Here is a 14,524-nt window from a genome sequence, read left to right as displayed (position 1 = left end):
CTTTTCACAACCCTATTCAAGGCTTTATTATGAAACGGCTATCAGTATTATTGGCAGGGAGTGCTCTAGCAGTCAGCGCAAATGCAGTGAACTGGTCAAAAGTGTCAGAAAGTCCTAATGGAACTATTTTTAGTGTCGATTTGAACTCTATCGAAAGCTCTGACATCAGTGTCATAGATGAAAAGCCGATGGACAATATCACGGTTTCGATTCGTAGAACCTACCCGACTCAGAAAAACTCTGTACAAAGAAATGATGACAAAGACGGTAAAACACCGAAAGAACCCAAAGTAAATAAAGATAAAGCCAGTAAAGACACCATTCTTCATCATAGTGATCAGCAGTTATTAATCTCCTGCAAAGATGCAAGCTACTATAAAAGAGCTTATGTGGACTATGGCGCTGATAATAAAGTCATCAAATCTTGGCAATCAGAAAAACCCATATTAACGACCAAGGATTTTATCATTACTACTCCCAAAACGATTGCTCGTCTTATCGTCGAACAAGCCTGTAAAAACTATGAAAATGATCAAAAATCGGTTTAATGGCTTAAGTAAAAACTAACCAACAAAAAAGCGCGCTGAACGATATCAGCGCGCTTTTTTTATGTAACCGTCTTAATTTATAAAAACAGCGGAACAATCGGCTTAAGCTTTTAAAACCGTATATACGGGTACAGGAAATTTGCCGTGTAAATCGACCAAATCTAGCAACACCAATGCACCGACCACAGTGTGACTTGCTGATTGGCAAAGCTCATAAGCCGTGGTCAACGTGCCACCAGTGGCTAAGATATCGTCAACAAGCAAAACGCGCTCAGGTGGCAAATTGTTTTGCATCTCAAGAGTATCTTTTCCATATTCTAGTGCATAGGCTTTGTTTGCCACTGGCGGTGGTAACTTGCCAGGCTTGCGTAGCAAAATCATACCCTTACCTAATCTGCCTGCCAGCAAGCTTGCAAACACAAAACCACGTGCTTCGACTGCACCCAAACAGTCGACTTCATCCAATAATCCTTTTGGCAAAGCAGCAAGTAATGCATCGATGACCTCATTAACATGACTGCGCAATAACGGCGTAATATCATAAAAATCAATCCCGACTTTTGGGAAGTCTGGTACGGTACGGATAATTTGCCAAAACTGATGGTCAGTATTGAGCATATCAGAAGGTTCGGCGTCGTTGTTCGCGGATATAGCGGCATTGCTGCTCATAATGACCCTTAATATATATGGCTTAGATAACAGTATAGAGATAATAATTTAACGATCTTAAGTACTGAAAATCGTTATAATTTTTCGGCGATGATTATATCACAGCTGATAGAAATGTTGGGGCATGAGCCATCACAATAGCGCCAGTGATTTTGATAATTCGCAATCAATGACCTTGATAAAAACCAAATTATCTCAATATACAAGTGTAAACTTAACTACGAAAACCCTAGCCATATAGCAAAGGTTATATGCTAAACTACGTGCGTTTTTGCAGTCTAATATAGTGACTGTGACTCTAAATATGCGCGTTAACAACTTACTGTAATACCGGTAATGATCGATAGGACTATTTATGAAACGTTATGAATGTATTGTCTGCGGCTGGATATACGATGAAGAGCTCGGCTGTCCTGAAGAAGGCATTGCGCCTGGCACCAAATGGGAAGACATTCCTGATGACTGGACTTGTCCAGAGTGCGGTGTTGGCAAGCTAGATTTTGAGATGCTTGAGATTTAGTAGATGACCCTCTAATTAGGATACTTCATGACAAAATCAAACGATAGCAATGACACTAAACTGTCTGAAAGCTTGGCTGAACATTCAAGCAGCTACCCAACACCTGAGTGGCAGAAATTTGGTGAACATCAATGGGGTGATTCTGACCTGAGCGAGCATCTCTACCAGGCAATGATTGATATTGGCGATGGTATTGAGCTTTGTGTGGAGGCTGGTGGCAATCCCAACAATCCCCCTTTATTGATGGTGATGGGACTTGGCTCACAGATGGTATTTTGGCCAAACAACTTTATCAAGCGCTTCATTGATGCAGGTTTTTTTGTCATTCGCTTTGACAATCGTGATATTGGCTTGTCTTCTAAAGTCCAAATTGAGGGGCTACCGCGTATCAGTCAATTCAAAATGATGATGCGTCTACAAACAGGGCTTTCTAATAAAGGCGCGCCCGTTGCTTACAATCTGACAGATATGGCAGAAGATACCGCCCGTTTGATTAAAGCCCTTAACCTCGGTCCGACGCATCTGCTTGGCGCTTCTATGGGCGGTATGATTGTACAGATTGTGGCTGCCCGTTATCCAAGCCTTGTTAAACGAATGGCGTTGATGTTTACCTCAACCAATCGTGCATTTTTACGTCCACCAAAACCCAAACAGCTTTACACGCTTATTAACCGTCCTGAAAGTCACTCTGAGCGTGATATTGTACGCCATAGTGTTTGGTTCATGAAGACGGTGGGTACGCCTGGTCATGTCAACGTACGTATGGTGCGTGAAATTGCTAAGTTACGTTATCAGCGCAACTTTCATCCGCTTGGTACGGTACAGCAGCTTAACGCTATTTTGGCATCAGGCTCTATCAGTCGTTTTAGTAAGCAGGTCAAAGCGCCTACTATCGTCCTACATGGTAGCGCAGATGGCCTACTACCTCCTTCACAAGGACGCGTGGTTGCCAAAACCATTCCTAACGCTAAATTCCACTTAATTGAAGGAATGGCACACGATATTCCTGAGTATTATCAGCCTTATATGGTCGATTTGATTAGTAATCACTTATTGGCTAAGTAATCTTAGCATTTGGTTGTCTGAGCAAATCGGCAGTAAAAAAGAGTGTAAAACCTATTGATACATTAATAGGCGTTACACTCTTTTTTATACCAATAACAGGGGGTTTCTCTCATAGTAAATCGTCTATATAGATGTGAGCTTTATTCACAGCGAACCCCTTCCCCTTTTGTGTCAACGCACATCTTATTACCGTTCTTTAAATTACCAATCCAAGCTTTGCCGTCTTTGAATATAAATGCTGACTGGCCTTTATAGCTGCCTTTGGCTGACACACCGCTATTAGAAAATCGAAAAGGTATCACCAGCTCACCGCCGAGATTGATAAATCCCCAGTCCTTACCGATACGTACGCCAGCCAATCCTTCAGAAAATGGCCGTGCTTCATCAAATGAATAAGTAATCATAGTCACGTTATTGTCATCGACGTATCCCCATTTGCCATCCTGCTGACGTGCGTCCAGCGTCGTAAAGCGATTAGATGCCGCTTGCTTGGTCTGGGCGGATGAGCTGCTGCTATTTTTATTCGCCGACGATCTAGCCGCAAATTCGTCACTATCAGCATTACTTGGTTCGTTTGTTGTTTTACCATTTTTATCAAGCCAGCTAACTGCTCGGTTTTTACGTACCCGTGCCATGCCATTTTGATAATCATCAATATCACTAATTGCTGCCGAAAATGGCACAATAATTTTGTTGGCAGTATTAATGACGCCATAATTACCATCTTTTTTTACCACAATTCGTCCATCAGATACCGGACGCGCCCAACCTTGGCTTTCTGAGAGCATATCATACATTGCAGGAACGACTTCGCGACCCTTCATATTGAGATAACCGACTCGATTATTACGCTGCACTGGCAGCAGACCACCTGACAACTTATTGACATCGACTTTTTGATAGCGCGAGAGATCCACCACGCTTTTGCCTTTATTGTTGATCAATGCCACGGGCGCGCCAAAATCTTTTATTGCTAAAAAATAGCCACTGTTCGCTGTACAGGAGACATTTTTGTAGTAGCTTTTGGGAATTTTACAACTGGCTGCTTGGGCAGTTGGCATCGCAATTAGAGCGCCAGATAAAATACTCAGCGTTAAACCATATTGCGACAATGTTCGTGGCAAACTGAGTATCAAAGAGGACTGGCGTGTTGGTAATAAACGTCGAAACATAAGTAGACCTAAACCAATGATATTGAAATTTTTAATACAAATGTAGATAAGATATAACCATTATAAACCACTAAAGCGATAAACACTGTTATCTACGCTAACATCATTCCTGCACGTAGGTGACTCGACTGTATACCTCTCTGCACTTAAAAAAACGCAATACAATGAGCTGCCATTTAAAAAATAAACATAAATGAGCATTTAGGCATTTCAATTTAGGGTCAAACCCTCGACAATATGCCCTACATTGATAACGCTGTTAAACCATTAAAAAATAATACTGATTTAAGGACAGTCTATGGCTATCGCTTCTTCACGATCTGCACCTATTGGCTTAGTCATTGGTTGTGTCATATTTGGACTGGGTAGTTTGATTGTCGCTCACGTAGATGTCGGTGGCTGGGCGATGTCTTTTTGGCGATTGCTGGTTTCTGGTATCGTGTTTGCGGCTTTAGCCAAAATGATGGGACAACGCCTACCTCGCTCAAGGCGTGCTATTTTTTATAGCTTATTGTCTGGTGTGTTTTTAGGACTGGATTTGGCGCTTTGGCACGAGAGTATTTATGCCGTCGGCCCAGGCATCTCGACTTTACTCAATAGTCTACAGATCTTTTTCTTAGCCGCGATTGGGTTTTTATACTTCAATGAGCGTCAATCCATCCTTCAGCTAATCAGCTTATTTTTAGCCATGCTCGGGGTTGCGATGATTGGCAGTCCTGAATTTGCGCACAATACAGCGGCCACTTGGGGGTTTGTCAGTGGTATTCTGTCTGGGGCAATGCTGGCGGCATCTATGACTTTTATCCGAAAAACGCATGATACAGAACCAACACCCATATTTATGCTCATGCAATTGATTAGTATTGGCGGGGTTTTAGCGATGATTGTCCCGATGCTAGTGTTTGATATGGGCAATATTTTACCCAATACGTGGTCGGAGATTGGTTGGATACTGATCTATGGGACGGTGATGCAATGCTTAGCCTGGGGTTTAATCGCCTACTCTATCCCTAAGCTCTCATTGGCATTGACGGGGCTATTACTATTGACGGAGCCTATTGCTGCGTTGGTCATTGATTATAGCTGGCTGGATAAGCCCATCAATACCTTACAATGGAGCGGTGCGCTATTAACCATGTTTGCTATTTACTTGGGCTCTTTAAAACCTAAGCCGCGTGCCCTGCGCCGTTATCGATTTTTTTCACGGTTTTATAAGCGTGATTACAAATAAGCTTGATATTTTTTGCAAAAAAAAGCGCTTCTCTAGATAAGAGAAGCGCTTTTTCAACTATGTGAACTCAATCAATAACCGACTGCTATAGCAATGATTATTTGGCTAGTGATTTGTTGGTATCTTTTGCCTCAGATCCATAATTGAATAAAGCATTGAGTATAATAGCGGCCAAGGTAGCCGTACCAATACCGCCCAAATCAAAACCGCCTAAGTGCAGGCTAAAGTTACCTGTACCCATGATGACAGTGACAGCAGCGATAATCAGGTTGCTGTTTTTGCTAAAATCAATGTGACTGTCTATCCAGATTTTCACACCTGCCACCGCAATCAAGCCAAATACTACAATAGAGGCACCGCCCAACAATGCCGCTGGAATGGTCTGAATAATGGCACCAAACTTTGGCGACAGTCCTAGTAGAATGGCCACCAAACCCGCTACTACAAATATTGTGGTGCTATATACTTTTGTCACGGCCATTACACCGATGTTTTCAGCATACGTAGTGACACCTGTCCCACCAAACCCTGCCGAAAAAGTCGTCGCGAGTCCATCAGCAAAGAAGGCACGGCCCATATAAGGCGTTACTCGTACCTTAGTCATACCTTCAACCGCTTTAAAGTGCCCTAAGTTTTCTGCAACCAAAATAAAGGCTACTGGGGCAATTAAAATAATAGCGCTCATCTCAAAGCGCGGCGTATGAATGCTTGGCAGTCCAAACCATGAGGCCGCTGCCACACTGCTGAAGTCAATGGCTGTTCCAAAGCCCAATATGTTGGTCATCACAAAATAGGCAATATAGGACAGTACCAATCCCACAAGCAATAGCAAACGGCGTAGCATCCCTCTGGTAAACACTGCCACCACACTGATGAGTAATACCGTCAACGTGGCCATCCATGCATCGAACTGATTGGCAGAAACCCCTTGAATAGTAACTGGTGCTAAATTTAGACCAATAATCATTACGATGGCACCTGTAACGATTGGCGGCATCAATCGCTCGATCCAGCCTGTGCCCGTTTTCATTACCAGTAGACCAATCAACGCATAAATAATACCGCAAGCCATGATGCCGCCCAATGCAACGTTCAGGTTGTCATTGAACCCTGCACCTGCATAAGCCGTCACAGCAATCACTGGACCAATAAAAGCAAAGCTTGAACCCAAATAACTTGGCATGCGTCCACCAGTGATCATAAAAAACATCACTGTACAAATACCAGACATCAAAATGGCTAAATTAGGATCAAATCCCATTAAAAGCGGTGCCAGTACGGTCGCCCCAAACATTGCAAAAGTATGTTGTATACCAAGTAATACACTTTTTGATGGTGGCAAATACTCATTAATACCCACTGGATCACGGTCTAGATTGCCTTTGTAAGGCTGCCATGTTGGAAACCAGCGCCCGTTTTCAAAATCTGGATTATGTGAGTAAGTGCTAGAGGCTGAATCTATACCTGCAGCCTCCAAGGTATTATGAGCTGACTGATTTTTAGCGCTGTTTTCTACAGGTGATGAAGGATCTATTTGAGAGGGCATGCGCGCTTGTCCTATGTTGGCTAAAGTAATAGGCTAAAATATCTGGTGAACTAGAAATTGAGTAAAACTGTATGGAGCAAAAGTGTCTTGAGTAAACCATAGAAACAGTCGATAGGATTATTATGTGATTGGCTATTTTATCCATAGCAACTCTATATATTCCCATCTATAATATGCCATCCCCATTCATTCATTTATGTTCTAATATGACAAACCAAAAGTACTATTTGGTATGATGATCATTATTTGATAGAGGTATAAGGCCAGATGTGTTCTACTGAAACTGGTTTCAATCGCCTATGACTCGATGTACACTATGGCGATGATCACTTACAGGATGTTACATAATCACTGGCTCCGAGCATGATAACGGAGTTTCAAAATAAATAAAAGTTATTATTCAGTCACCATGTACACTCTTTGATTTACACATTTTCATAGACAGCGCCTTATGCCCATCTTTACCCGTGCATAAAAATGCAAGCTGTCTCTCATATTTTTAGTAAAAGCGCTCTTGGGAATGGATGTCCCATACTCAAACGCTCCAAATTTTCGGTAATTTATTATGATTAGTGTTTTTGATTTATTCAAAATTGGTATTGGTCCATCAAGCTCTCATACCGTCGGTCCAATGGTAGCCGCAAATTTATTTTTGGCCTCATTGAACCAACAGGCAGAATTACAAACCGTTGAAAAAATAGAAATCGAACTTTACGGTTCTTTGGCCGCCACAGGCAAAGGGCATGCCACTGATACGGCGATACTGTTAGGACTACTTGGTCATACCCCTAGTACCATCGATACTCGTATGACTAGTAGTTATCTGTCCCCTATTTTTTCTGATAAAAAATTGAATGTCTCGGGCGTTCATACCATTGCGTTTGATACAGAGCAAGATATCCATTGGTACGATGATACTGTTTTGCCTTATCATCCTAACGCAATGACCCTTCGAGCAATATTGCAGGATGGTACTCGTTATCAGCAGACTTATTATTCCGTCGGCGGCGGCTTCGTCATTAATGAAGAAGATGCCACCAATCCTGATGAAGATCAAGCCAGCCCAACAATTGATCGCGTTCCTTATCCCTTCAACAACGCGGCAGAGCTTTTAGATCAATGCTCTCAGCATGGATTGAGTATCAGTGACTTGGTCTTAGCAAACGAATGCTACTTCCATGAAAAAGAAGAAATATTTGCCTATTTGGACAGCATTTGGGACGTGATGCAAGACTGTGTCAAGCAAGGTTGTGAAAATGGCGGTATCTTACCTGGTGGTTTGGATGTCAAACGCCGTGCACAGGGCTTATACTTGCAGCTATGTACTGAAAAAGATCAACCCATATCGAAAACAGATAAGCTTGCCGCCATGGATTGGGTCGATTTGTATGCGCTTGCCGTCAATGAAGAAAATGCTAACGGTGGTAAAGTCGTCACTGCCCCAACCAACGGTGCTGCGGGTATCATTCCAGCCGTATTGCATTACTATCGGGATTTTTTGCCCAATTATAGCCAAGATGGCGTGCGCAAATTTTTATTGAATGCCACCGCTATCGGTAGCTTAATCAAGCAAAATGCGTCAATCTCTGGTGCCGAAGTTGGCTGTCAAGGTGAAGTGGGCTCTGCTTGTGCCATGGCAGGTTCGGCATTGGCAGAAATCATGAATGGCTCGCCAGCCAAATGTTTAAACGCCGCTGAAATTGGTATCGAGCACAATTTAGGTTTGACTTGTGACCCGATTGGTGGCTTGGTACAAGTACCTTGCATCGAACGTAATGCCATGGGTGCCGTCAAAGCCATCAATGCGGCACGTCTTGCTTGTAGAGGTAATGGTCAGCACTTTGTTTCTTTAGACAAGGCAATAGAGACCATGAAGCAGACAGGTGCAGATATGTCTGATAAATATAAAGAAACGGCTCGTGGTGGTTTGGCAATTTATGCGGACAATCGCATTCCTACCGCCACTCGCGGTGTTACCGTTAACTACAGTCAATGCTAGTAGCAGTTACCGCTATACTGCCCATACAAAAAAGCCTCTAACGTATTAGAGGCTTTTTCATTACTGTTGACTCATCACTCTAAGTCAGCATCATACTGCTATTATTCAGCCGTTTTTGAAACCACTTCATTTAGAATCCAGATTGGTTGTACCATATCAGAACCTTCAGCAGTCACTGCTTCTTGACGAACATCAAGTACATAGCGATAGTTTGGCTCATAAGTGAAGCCTTGGATGTTACCGTTTAGCGTATTGAAGTTTTTCTGGTGAGTCTGACGGTATTGTAGGCACTGTGACTCTACTTTGCTACCATCAGTGGCTGTCAGATCACATACTGCTTTACGTGGAGCGATCTCTACCTCAAAACTTGGAATGTTGACGATTTTAACGTTCATAGGCTGTCCTTCAACAACCATGGTACGCTCGTTGTCCATACCCATCGTAGAACAACCTGAAAGGGCAAAAGTTGTCATCAATGCTGCAAGTGCTAATTTTTTCATTATCAAATCCTCAGTGAATTAATCTATGTTTATATTTTCTTTATCGCCTACTGGATTGAATTTATTGTTATAAACGTCCTGTCTTGTTTAGTACATACTCAAAATTTGTAGGCAGTTTTAGTGATTATTATGACGCTATTGCCAATATCAAATGAATAAAGTAAGGCTTTTGAAAATTTACTACGTTATTAGCAATGTCGTCTATTGTTTACTGAGGCTAGTATAGGATGCAAGACTGCATTCGCTCTATGACTGCTTTGTAAAGTAACGTCAGCTTTTGCAACTGATGTTAATAAAACGTATAAGATAATGGTATAAAATGATAATCCGCAAATTGCAAAAAGCCAGAGCAATCTATGCTCTGGCTTCATGATAATACTGATTAAACGCTTCGATCTAAAAATATCAACTGCGATAGTCCGCATTGATTTTGACATAATCGTATGACAGATCACACGTATAAACCGTATCACTGGCATCACCACGTGCCAAATCAATATGAATGGTAATTTCAGCACGGCTCATCACAGCTTTACCTGCTTCCTCTGTATAAGTGCTAGCAACGCCGCCATTTTGGCAAATCATTACCTCATCCAAATATACATCGACTTGTTCTGTATCCAGATCTTCAATTCCAGCATAACCCACTGCCGCTAGGATACGACCCCAGTTGGCATCACTGGCAAAGAATGCTGTTTTGACCAATGGTGAATGTGCAACTGCGTATGCCACATCGCAGCATTCTTGCGTTGTCTTACCACCCGTGACTTTTACCGTCATAAACTTGGTCGCCCCTTCGCCATCACGTACAATGAGCTGCGCCAGACGTACAAACACTTCTGTCAAGGCGGCAAAAACTGCCTGATAATGCGGATGCGTTGGACTGTCAATCACATCCGAGCTGGCGTTACCTGTCGCAATCAATACACAGCAGTCATTGGTTGAAGTATCCCCATCAACGGTAATGCGATTAAACGACTGCTCATTGATGGCACTCAGCATTTCTTGTAATACATCAGCCGCAATGTTGGCATCTGTTGCCACATAGCCCAGCATGGTCGCCATGTTAGGTCGTATCATGCCTGAGCCTTTTGACATACCAGTAATGTGATAACTGATACCGTCAATATCGACTTTTTGGCTTGCAAGCTTAGGGATAGTATCAGTAGTACGAATACCATTCGCTGCAGCCAGCCAATTGTCAGACGCTAAATTGGCAAGCGCATTGTCCAAGCCATTAATCACAGCATCACTATTAAGCGGTTCACCAATCACGCCAGTAGAGAATGGCAATACGGCACTGATATCGACGCCTGTTTTGGTTGCTAACGCTTGACAGATATCCATAGCACGGCGTTTACCATCAGCGCCCGTGCCTGCATTGGCATTACCTGTATTGGTGATCAAATAGCGCGGATTGGCTTTGGCAAAGTGCTCGCGCAATATACGCACGGGTGCCGCACAAAACGTATTCTTAGTGGTCACAACTGCAGTGGTGGCCGTATCAACGATCTCAATGACCACTAGATCATCACGATTCTTATAGCGTACGCCTGCTGCTGTGGCGCTTAGTCTAATGCCTTCAATAGGATAAATAGTATTAGGTACTGCAACATTTCCGACAGCCATTATTGAATCCTTATTTCTCAATTTTTAGTGTTATTTGAATAAAAAATTTAACCAATACGATATGAACCCTACTCTATTAAAAGCCCTGCATATATCAAAGCTTACTTAAGTCAAATGCTGACCAAATGGGCGCATGGTCAGAAGGTTTTTCCATGCCTCGCAACTCATAACTGATACCAGCATCGACACATGCCTCTACCAAGTCAGCGGTACATAAAATATGGTCGATACGTAAGCCGCGCTTAGGGTCGTCGTTAAATCCTCCACTGCGATAATCAAACCAGCTATACAAGTCTGTACTCTCTGGATAATGCAAACGATACGTATCGGTCAGCTCGCGTGACATCAAGTCGCTATACCATGCACGCTCTTCTGGCAAAAACGACGTTTTTCTATTTTTTAGCCAGCGCTTTGCGTTGACCTCACCAATACCGATATCAATATCTTCTGGGGCAATATTCATATCCCCCATAATGACGAGTGAACGCCCTTCTGCTTTTAAAGTGTCGATATAAGCCATCAAATCTGCGTAATAAGCACGCTTCATTGGGAATTTGGTGGGATGATCCTGACTCTCGCCTTGTGGAAAGTAGCCGTTAAGCACATCAATTTCGCGACCTTCTATCACGTAACGTGCATGGATAAAGCGCTTTTGTGCTTCTATGTCTTCACCCGGAAAGCCTTTTTGTACAAAAATAGGCGCAACCTTAGACAGTAATGCCACGCCATAATGGGCTTTTTGACCGAAGTATTCAATATGATAACCAAGACTTTCTATGTTTTTTAGTGGAAACTGCTCGTCATGCACTTTCGTTTCTTGTAGACCCATTACATCGGGATCGATGACCTCTCGTACAGCTTCAAGCTGATGTTGGCGGGCGCGAATACCATTGATATTAAAACTGACAAAACGAGGCATAAACCATCCTATACTGATTGATTAGACTATTTGACTAGAGAAGGTACTGAACGAACACATGACTTGTAACGACAAACAAATGACTATGATAACAGACGTAGACAGCCTATCTGTTGCGTGCCTTTGTATCTTAAGTTAGAGTAACGTTTATTATCACATACATCGCTTTTTATTAAATAACTTTACTGAGTCCCACTATGACGACCCCTATAAATAACCATACAGATGCATCCTCAAAACCTGACAACTCTACCACGCCACTATTTGCGACTGATTATAACGTCTATATTAACCATACTGACGCTGGTGGTATAGTTTATCACGCCAATCATTTGGTGTTCTTTGAAAATTGCCGCCGTGACTGGTTTACTCACCTTGGTCTAAATGGTTATTTTTTACAGAGTGACCATGGTGACATACAGCATTTTGTCGTGAGTCAAGCAGATTTACACTACAAAAAAGCCATTCTTTTAGATGAAGTCATCAATGTGCGTATCGATAAAGTCGAGCTCAAACCTGCTAGCATGATCTTTTACCAAAGCATTCATCGCCATCTGCCTGATAATAACGCTACTAGTAAAACCAATGACAGTCTGTTAAGTCGCGCTAAAATTGTGATTGCTTGCGTGCAAAATCAGGTCAAGCCTGACCCAGTGTCTAAAGATGACAATGCTGCTGCTTATAGTACCCCCATGCGCCCTATTCGTGTTCCAAGAGCATTACATGATGCCATCCAAAACGCCATTACTCAGCAGACCCATAAATGATGACGCTAACCTGTTGGCACGCATCAGAAGCGCCTTATGCTAGTATTTGATAACCTTTGGGTACATAGCAAGCGCGCTACGACAGCCGATCAGAGCCACAAAAGCGCTTCTGCTACAGGCTCAATACTGTCTGAAAACTATCACTATTGGCTCAAGAGAATAAGGAAGCCGTCAGCGCTGGATTCCGCTACGCTCACTCATGAACGCACCTTAATAAATGGGATCAGCGGAAAACTGCTAGCAGGACAGATAACGGTCTTAACAGGGTCTTCTGGAAGCGGAAAATCTGTATTGTTGCGTGTTTTAGCAGGTCTGTTACCAATGAGCAGTGGTGAAATTAGCTTACAAAGCGAATCAAACAGCCCTATTTATCCTAACATTAATGAGCGTATTCATGATACTGCCCCTACAGTGTGGCGCTCGCGAGTTTCGCTACTTGCTCAACATCCTCAACTGCTAGAAGGCCGTGTCATTGACAATTTACAACTGCCTTATCGCTTGCAAGCGCACCAATATCATAAGTTTGATATTGATTGGCACATCAAACAGCTTGGCCATCTAGAGCGCAGCGCTGATTTTTTATACCAAGAAGCCACTCATCTTTCGGGTGGTGAGCGGCAACTGGTCAATACGTTACGCCTATTGCAACTAAACCCACAAGTATTGCTATTAGATGAACCGACCGCCGCCTTAGACAGTGATACTTCAGCTCAGCTGGTACGTTTGCTCATTAGCTGGTTGCGAGCTAATCCGCTTCGCACCTTGCTATGGGTGACTCATGATACCCAAGCTATTATGCCATTGGCCGATAGACATTGGCATATGCAGGCAGGTATATTGAGCAACGTATCTTAATGATGCAATCAAAGTATTCTTTGCCTATTTATACAAACCATCACTTATATAAATGCGTTGTCTTCTGCTCTACATTGATACTTTTCCTTAGTTACTTTTATGATGAGCACTTATGAGCGCGACGGACGACATGCAGATATTTCTAACGTATAGCGACATCGCTCTTGCCAGCAGCCTTATTATTATCGTCATTCTTTTATCGTGGCGGCTGCGCTTACAGCTCACCAAAACTTTATTGATGGCTGCTGTTCGTACTGTCGTCCAGCTTAGTTTTATCGGGCTGATACTGGCATGGATTTTTGCTCGCGAACAATGGTATGAAGTATTGGTTATTTTAACCATCATGACACTGATTGCAGGAAGCGCTGCTAAAAACCGTGTCAAACGTCATTATAAGGGCTTATTTACTGATACCCTACTCGCAGTGAGTGCTTCTGGAATATTGGTTACTGCCATCGCTATCGTGATGATTTTACAGGTGCAGCCTTGGTATACTCCGCAGTTTGTCATTCCCATATTGGGTTTGATACTGGGTAACTCTCTGACCGCCATTTCACTAACCACCAATCAGCTGATTAATGCCTTTCATGAGCAGCAAGGACGTATTGAGATGATGTTAAGCCTTTCTGCTCGCCCGTTCGAGGCCGTACATGATCCTATACGCTCAGCAATCATCAACGGTATGACCCCTACTTTAAACTCCATGCTAGTTGTCGGTATTGTCAGCTTACCTGGTATGATGACAGGGCAAATATTGGCAGGTGCCGATCCTACTCAAGCGGTTCGCTATCAAATCGTCACCATGTTTTTGATATGTGTGAGCAGTATGCTTGGCTGTACCATCAGTGCTTTACTCATTTATCGCCGATTCTTTAATAAACATAAGCAGTTAATTCTACCTTAATCACTATTAAGATAATTTTCATGTTCAATAGTCATCGTTTTGACGGGTTAGAATTTCTACCTAACTGACAACGACTCTTTAAACCTTAACGTTACAAATCTGATAAAAAAGAAATTGAATTTTTCAGCTTTATTTGTGCACTCTACAGTCTTGCATACTGGTATTACATTAAAATCTATTCATGCTAATGTATTGCTTAA

Annotated in this window: 14 protein-coding genes; 8 read left to right on the top strand and 6 right to left on the bottom strand. The window is 42.6% G+C overall.

All coding sequences use genetic code 11. From position 1 onward, the window contains the following. Window positions 1–29 precede the first annotated feature (29 nt). Window positions 30–548, top strand: a complete 519-nt coding sequence (locus A3K91_RS05905) for a hypothetical protein (protein ID WP_062844428.1) — start codon at window positions 30–32, stop codon at window positions 546–548. A 102-nt stretch (window positions 549–650) separates the two neighbouring features. Here the strand turns inward: A3K91_RS05905 and A3K91_RS05900 are convergent, their stop codons facing one another. Then, window positions 651–1,217, bottom strand: coding sequence for an adenine phosphoribosyltransferase (locus A3K91_RS05900; protein ID WP_062844427.1), 567 nt, complete (start codon window positions 1,215–1,217; stop codon window positions 651–653). A 355-nt stretch (window positions 1,218–1,572) separates the two neighbouring features. On the opposite strand from A3K91_RS05900, the gene A3K91_RS05895 reads away from it, so the two are divergent. Further along, window positions 1,573–1,737, top strand: a complete 165-nt coding sequence (locus tag A3K91_RS05895; protein ID WP_021814629.1) for a rubredoxin — start codon at window positions 1,573–1,575, stop codon at window positions 1,735–1,737. A 27-nt stretch (window positions 1,738–1,764) separates the two neighbouring features. Next, the gene (locus tag A3K91_RS05890) at window positions 1,765–2,802 is read left to right on the top strand and encodes an alpha/beta fold hydrolase (RefSeq protein ID WP_062844426.1); all 1,038 of its coding nucleotides are present in this window, start codon (window positions 1,765–1,767) and stop codon (window positions 2,800–2,802) included. Window positions 2,803–2,942: 140 nt separating this feature from the next. On the opposite strand, the gene A3K91_RS05885 is transcribed toward A3K91_RS05890, so the two are convergent. Next, window positions 2,943–3,974 carry a WG repeat-containing protein gene (locus tag A3K91_RS05885; RefSeq protein WP_062844425.1) on the bottom strand — a complete coding sequence of 344 codons (1,032 nt, stop codon included), beginning with the start codon at window positions 3,972–3,974 and terminating at the stop codon, window positions 2,943–2,945. A gap of 298 nt (window positions 3,975–4,272) precedes the next feature. Between A3K91_RS05885 and A3K91_RS05880 the strand changes: the two genes are divergently transcribed. After that, the gene (locus A3K91_RS05880) at window positions 4,273–5,205 is read left to right on the top strand and encodes a DMT family transporter (RefSeq protein WP_062844424.1); all 933 of its coding nucleotides are present in this window, start codon (window positions 4,273–4,275) and stop codon (window positions 5,203–5,205) included. A 97-nt stretch (window positions 5,206–5,302) separates the two neighbouring features. Here A3K91_RS05880 and A3K91_RS05875 read toward each other — a convergent pair whose 3' ends face one another. Beyond that, window positions 5,303–6,751, bottom strand: a complete 1,449-nt coding sequence (locus tag A3K91_RS05875) for a solute carrier family 23 protein (protein WP_062844423.1) — start codon at window positions 6,749–6,751, stop codon at window positions 5,303–5,305. A 565-nt stretch (window positions 6,752–7,316) separates the two neighbouring features. On the opposite strand from A3K91_RS05875, the gene A3K91_RS05870 reads away from it, so the two are divergent. Continuing rightward, entirely contained in the window at window positions 7,317–8,750 is a 1,434-nt protein-coding gene (locus tag A3K91_RS05870; protein ID WP_062844422.1) for an L-serine ammonia-lyase, read from the top strand. Between the two features lie 101 nt (window positions 8,751–8,851). Here the strand turns inward: A3K91_RS05870 and A3K91_RS05865 are convergent, their stop codons facing one another. The 3 genes from A3K91_RS05865 to xthA all read right to left on the bottom strand — a co-directional run bounded on the left by A3K91_RS05865 (window position 8,852) and on the right by xthA (window position 11,798). Continuing rightward, the gene (locus A3K91_RS05865; protein ID WP_062844421.1) at window positions 8,852–9,250 is read right to left on the bottom strand and encodes a DUF4377 domain-containing protein; all 399 of its coding nucleotides are present in this window, start codon (window positions 9,248–9,250) and stop codon (window positions 8,852–8,854) included. 405 nt (window positions 9,251–9,655) lie between these two features. After that, window positions 9,656–10,879, bottom strand: coding sequence for a bifunctional glutamate N-acetyltransferase/amino-acid acetyltransferase ArgJ (gene argJ / locus A3K91_RS05860; RefSeq protein ID WP_062844420.1), 1,224 nt, complete (start codon window positions 10,877–10,879; stop codon window positions 9,656–9,658). Between the two features lie 94 nt (window positions 10,880–10,973). Further along, window positions 10,974–11,798: an exodeoxyribonuclease III gene (gene xthA, locus A3K91_RS05855; protein ID WP_062844419.1), complete on the bottom strand. Its 825-nt coding sequence runs from the start codon at window positions 11,796–11,798 to the stop codon at window positions 10,974–10,976. Window positions 11,799–11,995: 197 nt separating this feature from the next. Here xthA and A3K91_RS05850 point away from each other — a divergent pair, with 197 nt between their 5' ends. From A3K91_RS05850 to A3K91_RS05840, 3 genes are all read left to right on the top strand, one after another. Further along, entirely contained in the window at window positions 11,996–12,565 is a 570-nt protein-coding gene (locus A3K91_RS05850) for a thioesterase family protein (RefSeq protein WP_062844418.1), read from the top strand. 36 nt (window positions 12,566–12,601) lie between these two features. Further along, window positions 12,602–13,420: an ABC transporter ATP-binding protein gene (locus A3K91_RS05845; RefSeq protein WP_084387276.1), complete on the top strand. Its 819-nt coding sequence runs from the start codon at window positions 12,602–12,604 to the stop codon at window positions 13,418–13,420. A gap of 112 nt (window positions 13,421–13,532) precedes the next feature. Further along, window positions 13,533–14,324, top strand: a complete 792-nt coding sequence (locus tag A3K91_RS05840; RefSeq protein ID WP_084387275.1) for an ABC transporter permease — start codon at window positions 13,533–13,535, stop codon at window positions 14,322–14,324. Window positions 14,325–14,524: the final 200 nt, after the last annotated feature.

The organism is Psychrobacter alimentarius (assembly GCF_001606025.1).
Taxonomy (GTDB): Bacteria; Pseudomonadota; Gammaproteobacteria; order Pseudomonadales; family Moraxellaceae; genus Psychrobacter; species Psychrobacter alimentarius.
This window is presented reverse-complemented; position numbering and strand designations above follow the sequence as displayed.

Excerpts from the sequence above, each read along its gene's own strand:
- A3K91_RS05905 (WP_062844428.1), top strand. The coding sequence starts at position 30 with ATGAAACGGCTATCAGTATTATTGGCAGGGAGTGCTCTAGCAGTCAGC.
- A3K91_RS05900 (WP_062844427.1), bottom strand. The coding sequence starts at position 1,217 with ATGAGCAGCAATGCCGCTATATCCGCGAACAACGACGCCGAACCTTCT.
- A3K91_RS05895 (WP_021814629.1), top strand. The coding sequence starts at position 1,573 with ATGAAACGTTATGAATGTATTGTCTGCGGCTGGATATACGATGAAGAG.
- A3K91_RS05890 (WP_062844426.1), top strand. The coding sequence starts at position 1,765 with ATGACAAAATCAAACGATAGCAATGACACTAAACTGTCTGAAAGCTTG.
- A3K91_RS05885 (WP_062844425.1), bottom strand. The coding sequence starts at position 3,974 with ATGTTTCGACGTTTATTACCAACACGCCAGTCCTCTTTGATACTCAGT.
- A3K91_RS05880 (WP_062844424.1), top strand. The coding sequence starts at position 4,273 with ATGGCTATCGCTTCTTCACGATCTGCACCTATTGGCTTAGTCATTGGT.
- A3K91_RS05875 (WP_062844423.1), bottom strand. The coding sequence starts at position 6,751 with ATGCCCTCTCAAATAGATCCTTCATCACCTGTAGAAAACAGCGCTAAA.
- A3K91_RS05870 (WP_062844422.1), top strand. The coding sequence starts at position 7,317 with ATGATTAGTGTTTTTGATTTATTCAAAATTGGTATTGGTCCATCAAGC.
- A3K91_RS05865 (WP_062844421.1), bottom strand. The coding sequence starts at position 9,250 with ATGAAAAAATTAGCACTTGCAGCATTGATGACAACTTTTGCCCTTTCA.
- argJ (WP_062844420.1), bottom strand. The coding sequence starts at position 10,879 with ATGGCTGTCGGAAATGTTGCAGTACCTAATACTATTTATCCTATTGAA.
- xthA (WP_062844419.1), bottom strand. The coding sequence starts at position 11,798 with ATGCCTCGTTTTGTCAGTTTTAATATCAATGGTATTCGCGCCCGCCAA.
- A3K91_RS05850 (WP_062844418.1), top strand. The coding sequence starts at position 11,996 with ATGACGACCCCTATAAATAACCATACAGATGCATCCTCAAAACCTGAC.
- A3K91_RS05845 (WP_084387276.1), top strand. The coding sequence starts at position 12,602 with ATGCTAGTATTTGATAACCTTTGGGTACATAGCAAGCGCGCTACGACA.
- A3K91_RS05840 (WP_084387275.1), top strand. The coding sequence starts at position 13,533 with ATGAGCGCGACGGACGACATGCAGATATTTCTAACGTATAGCGACATC.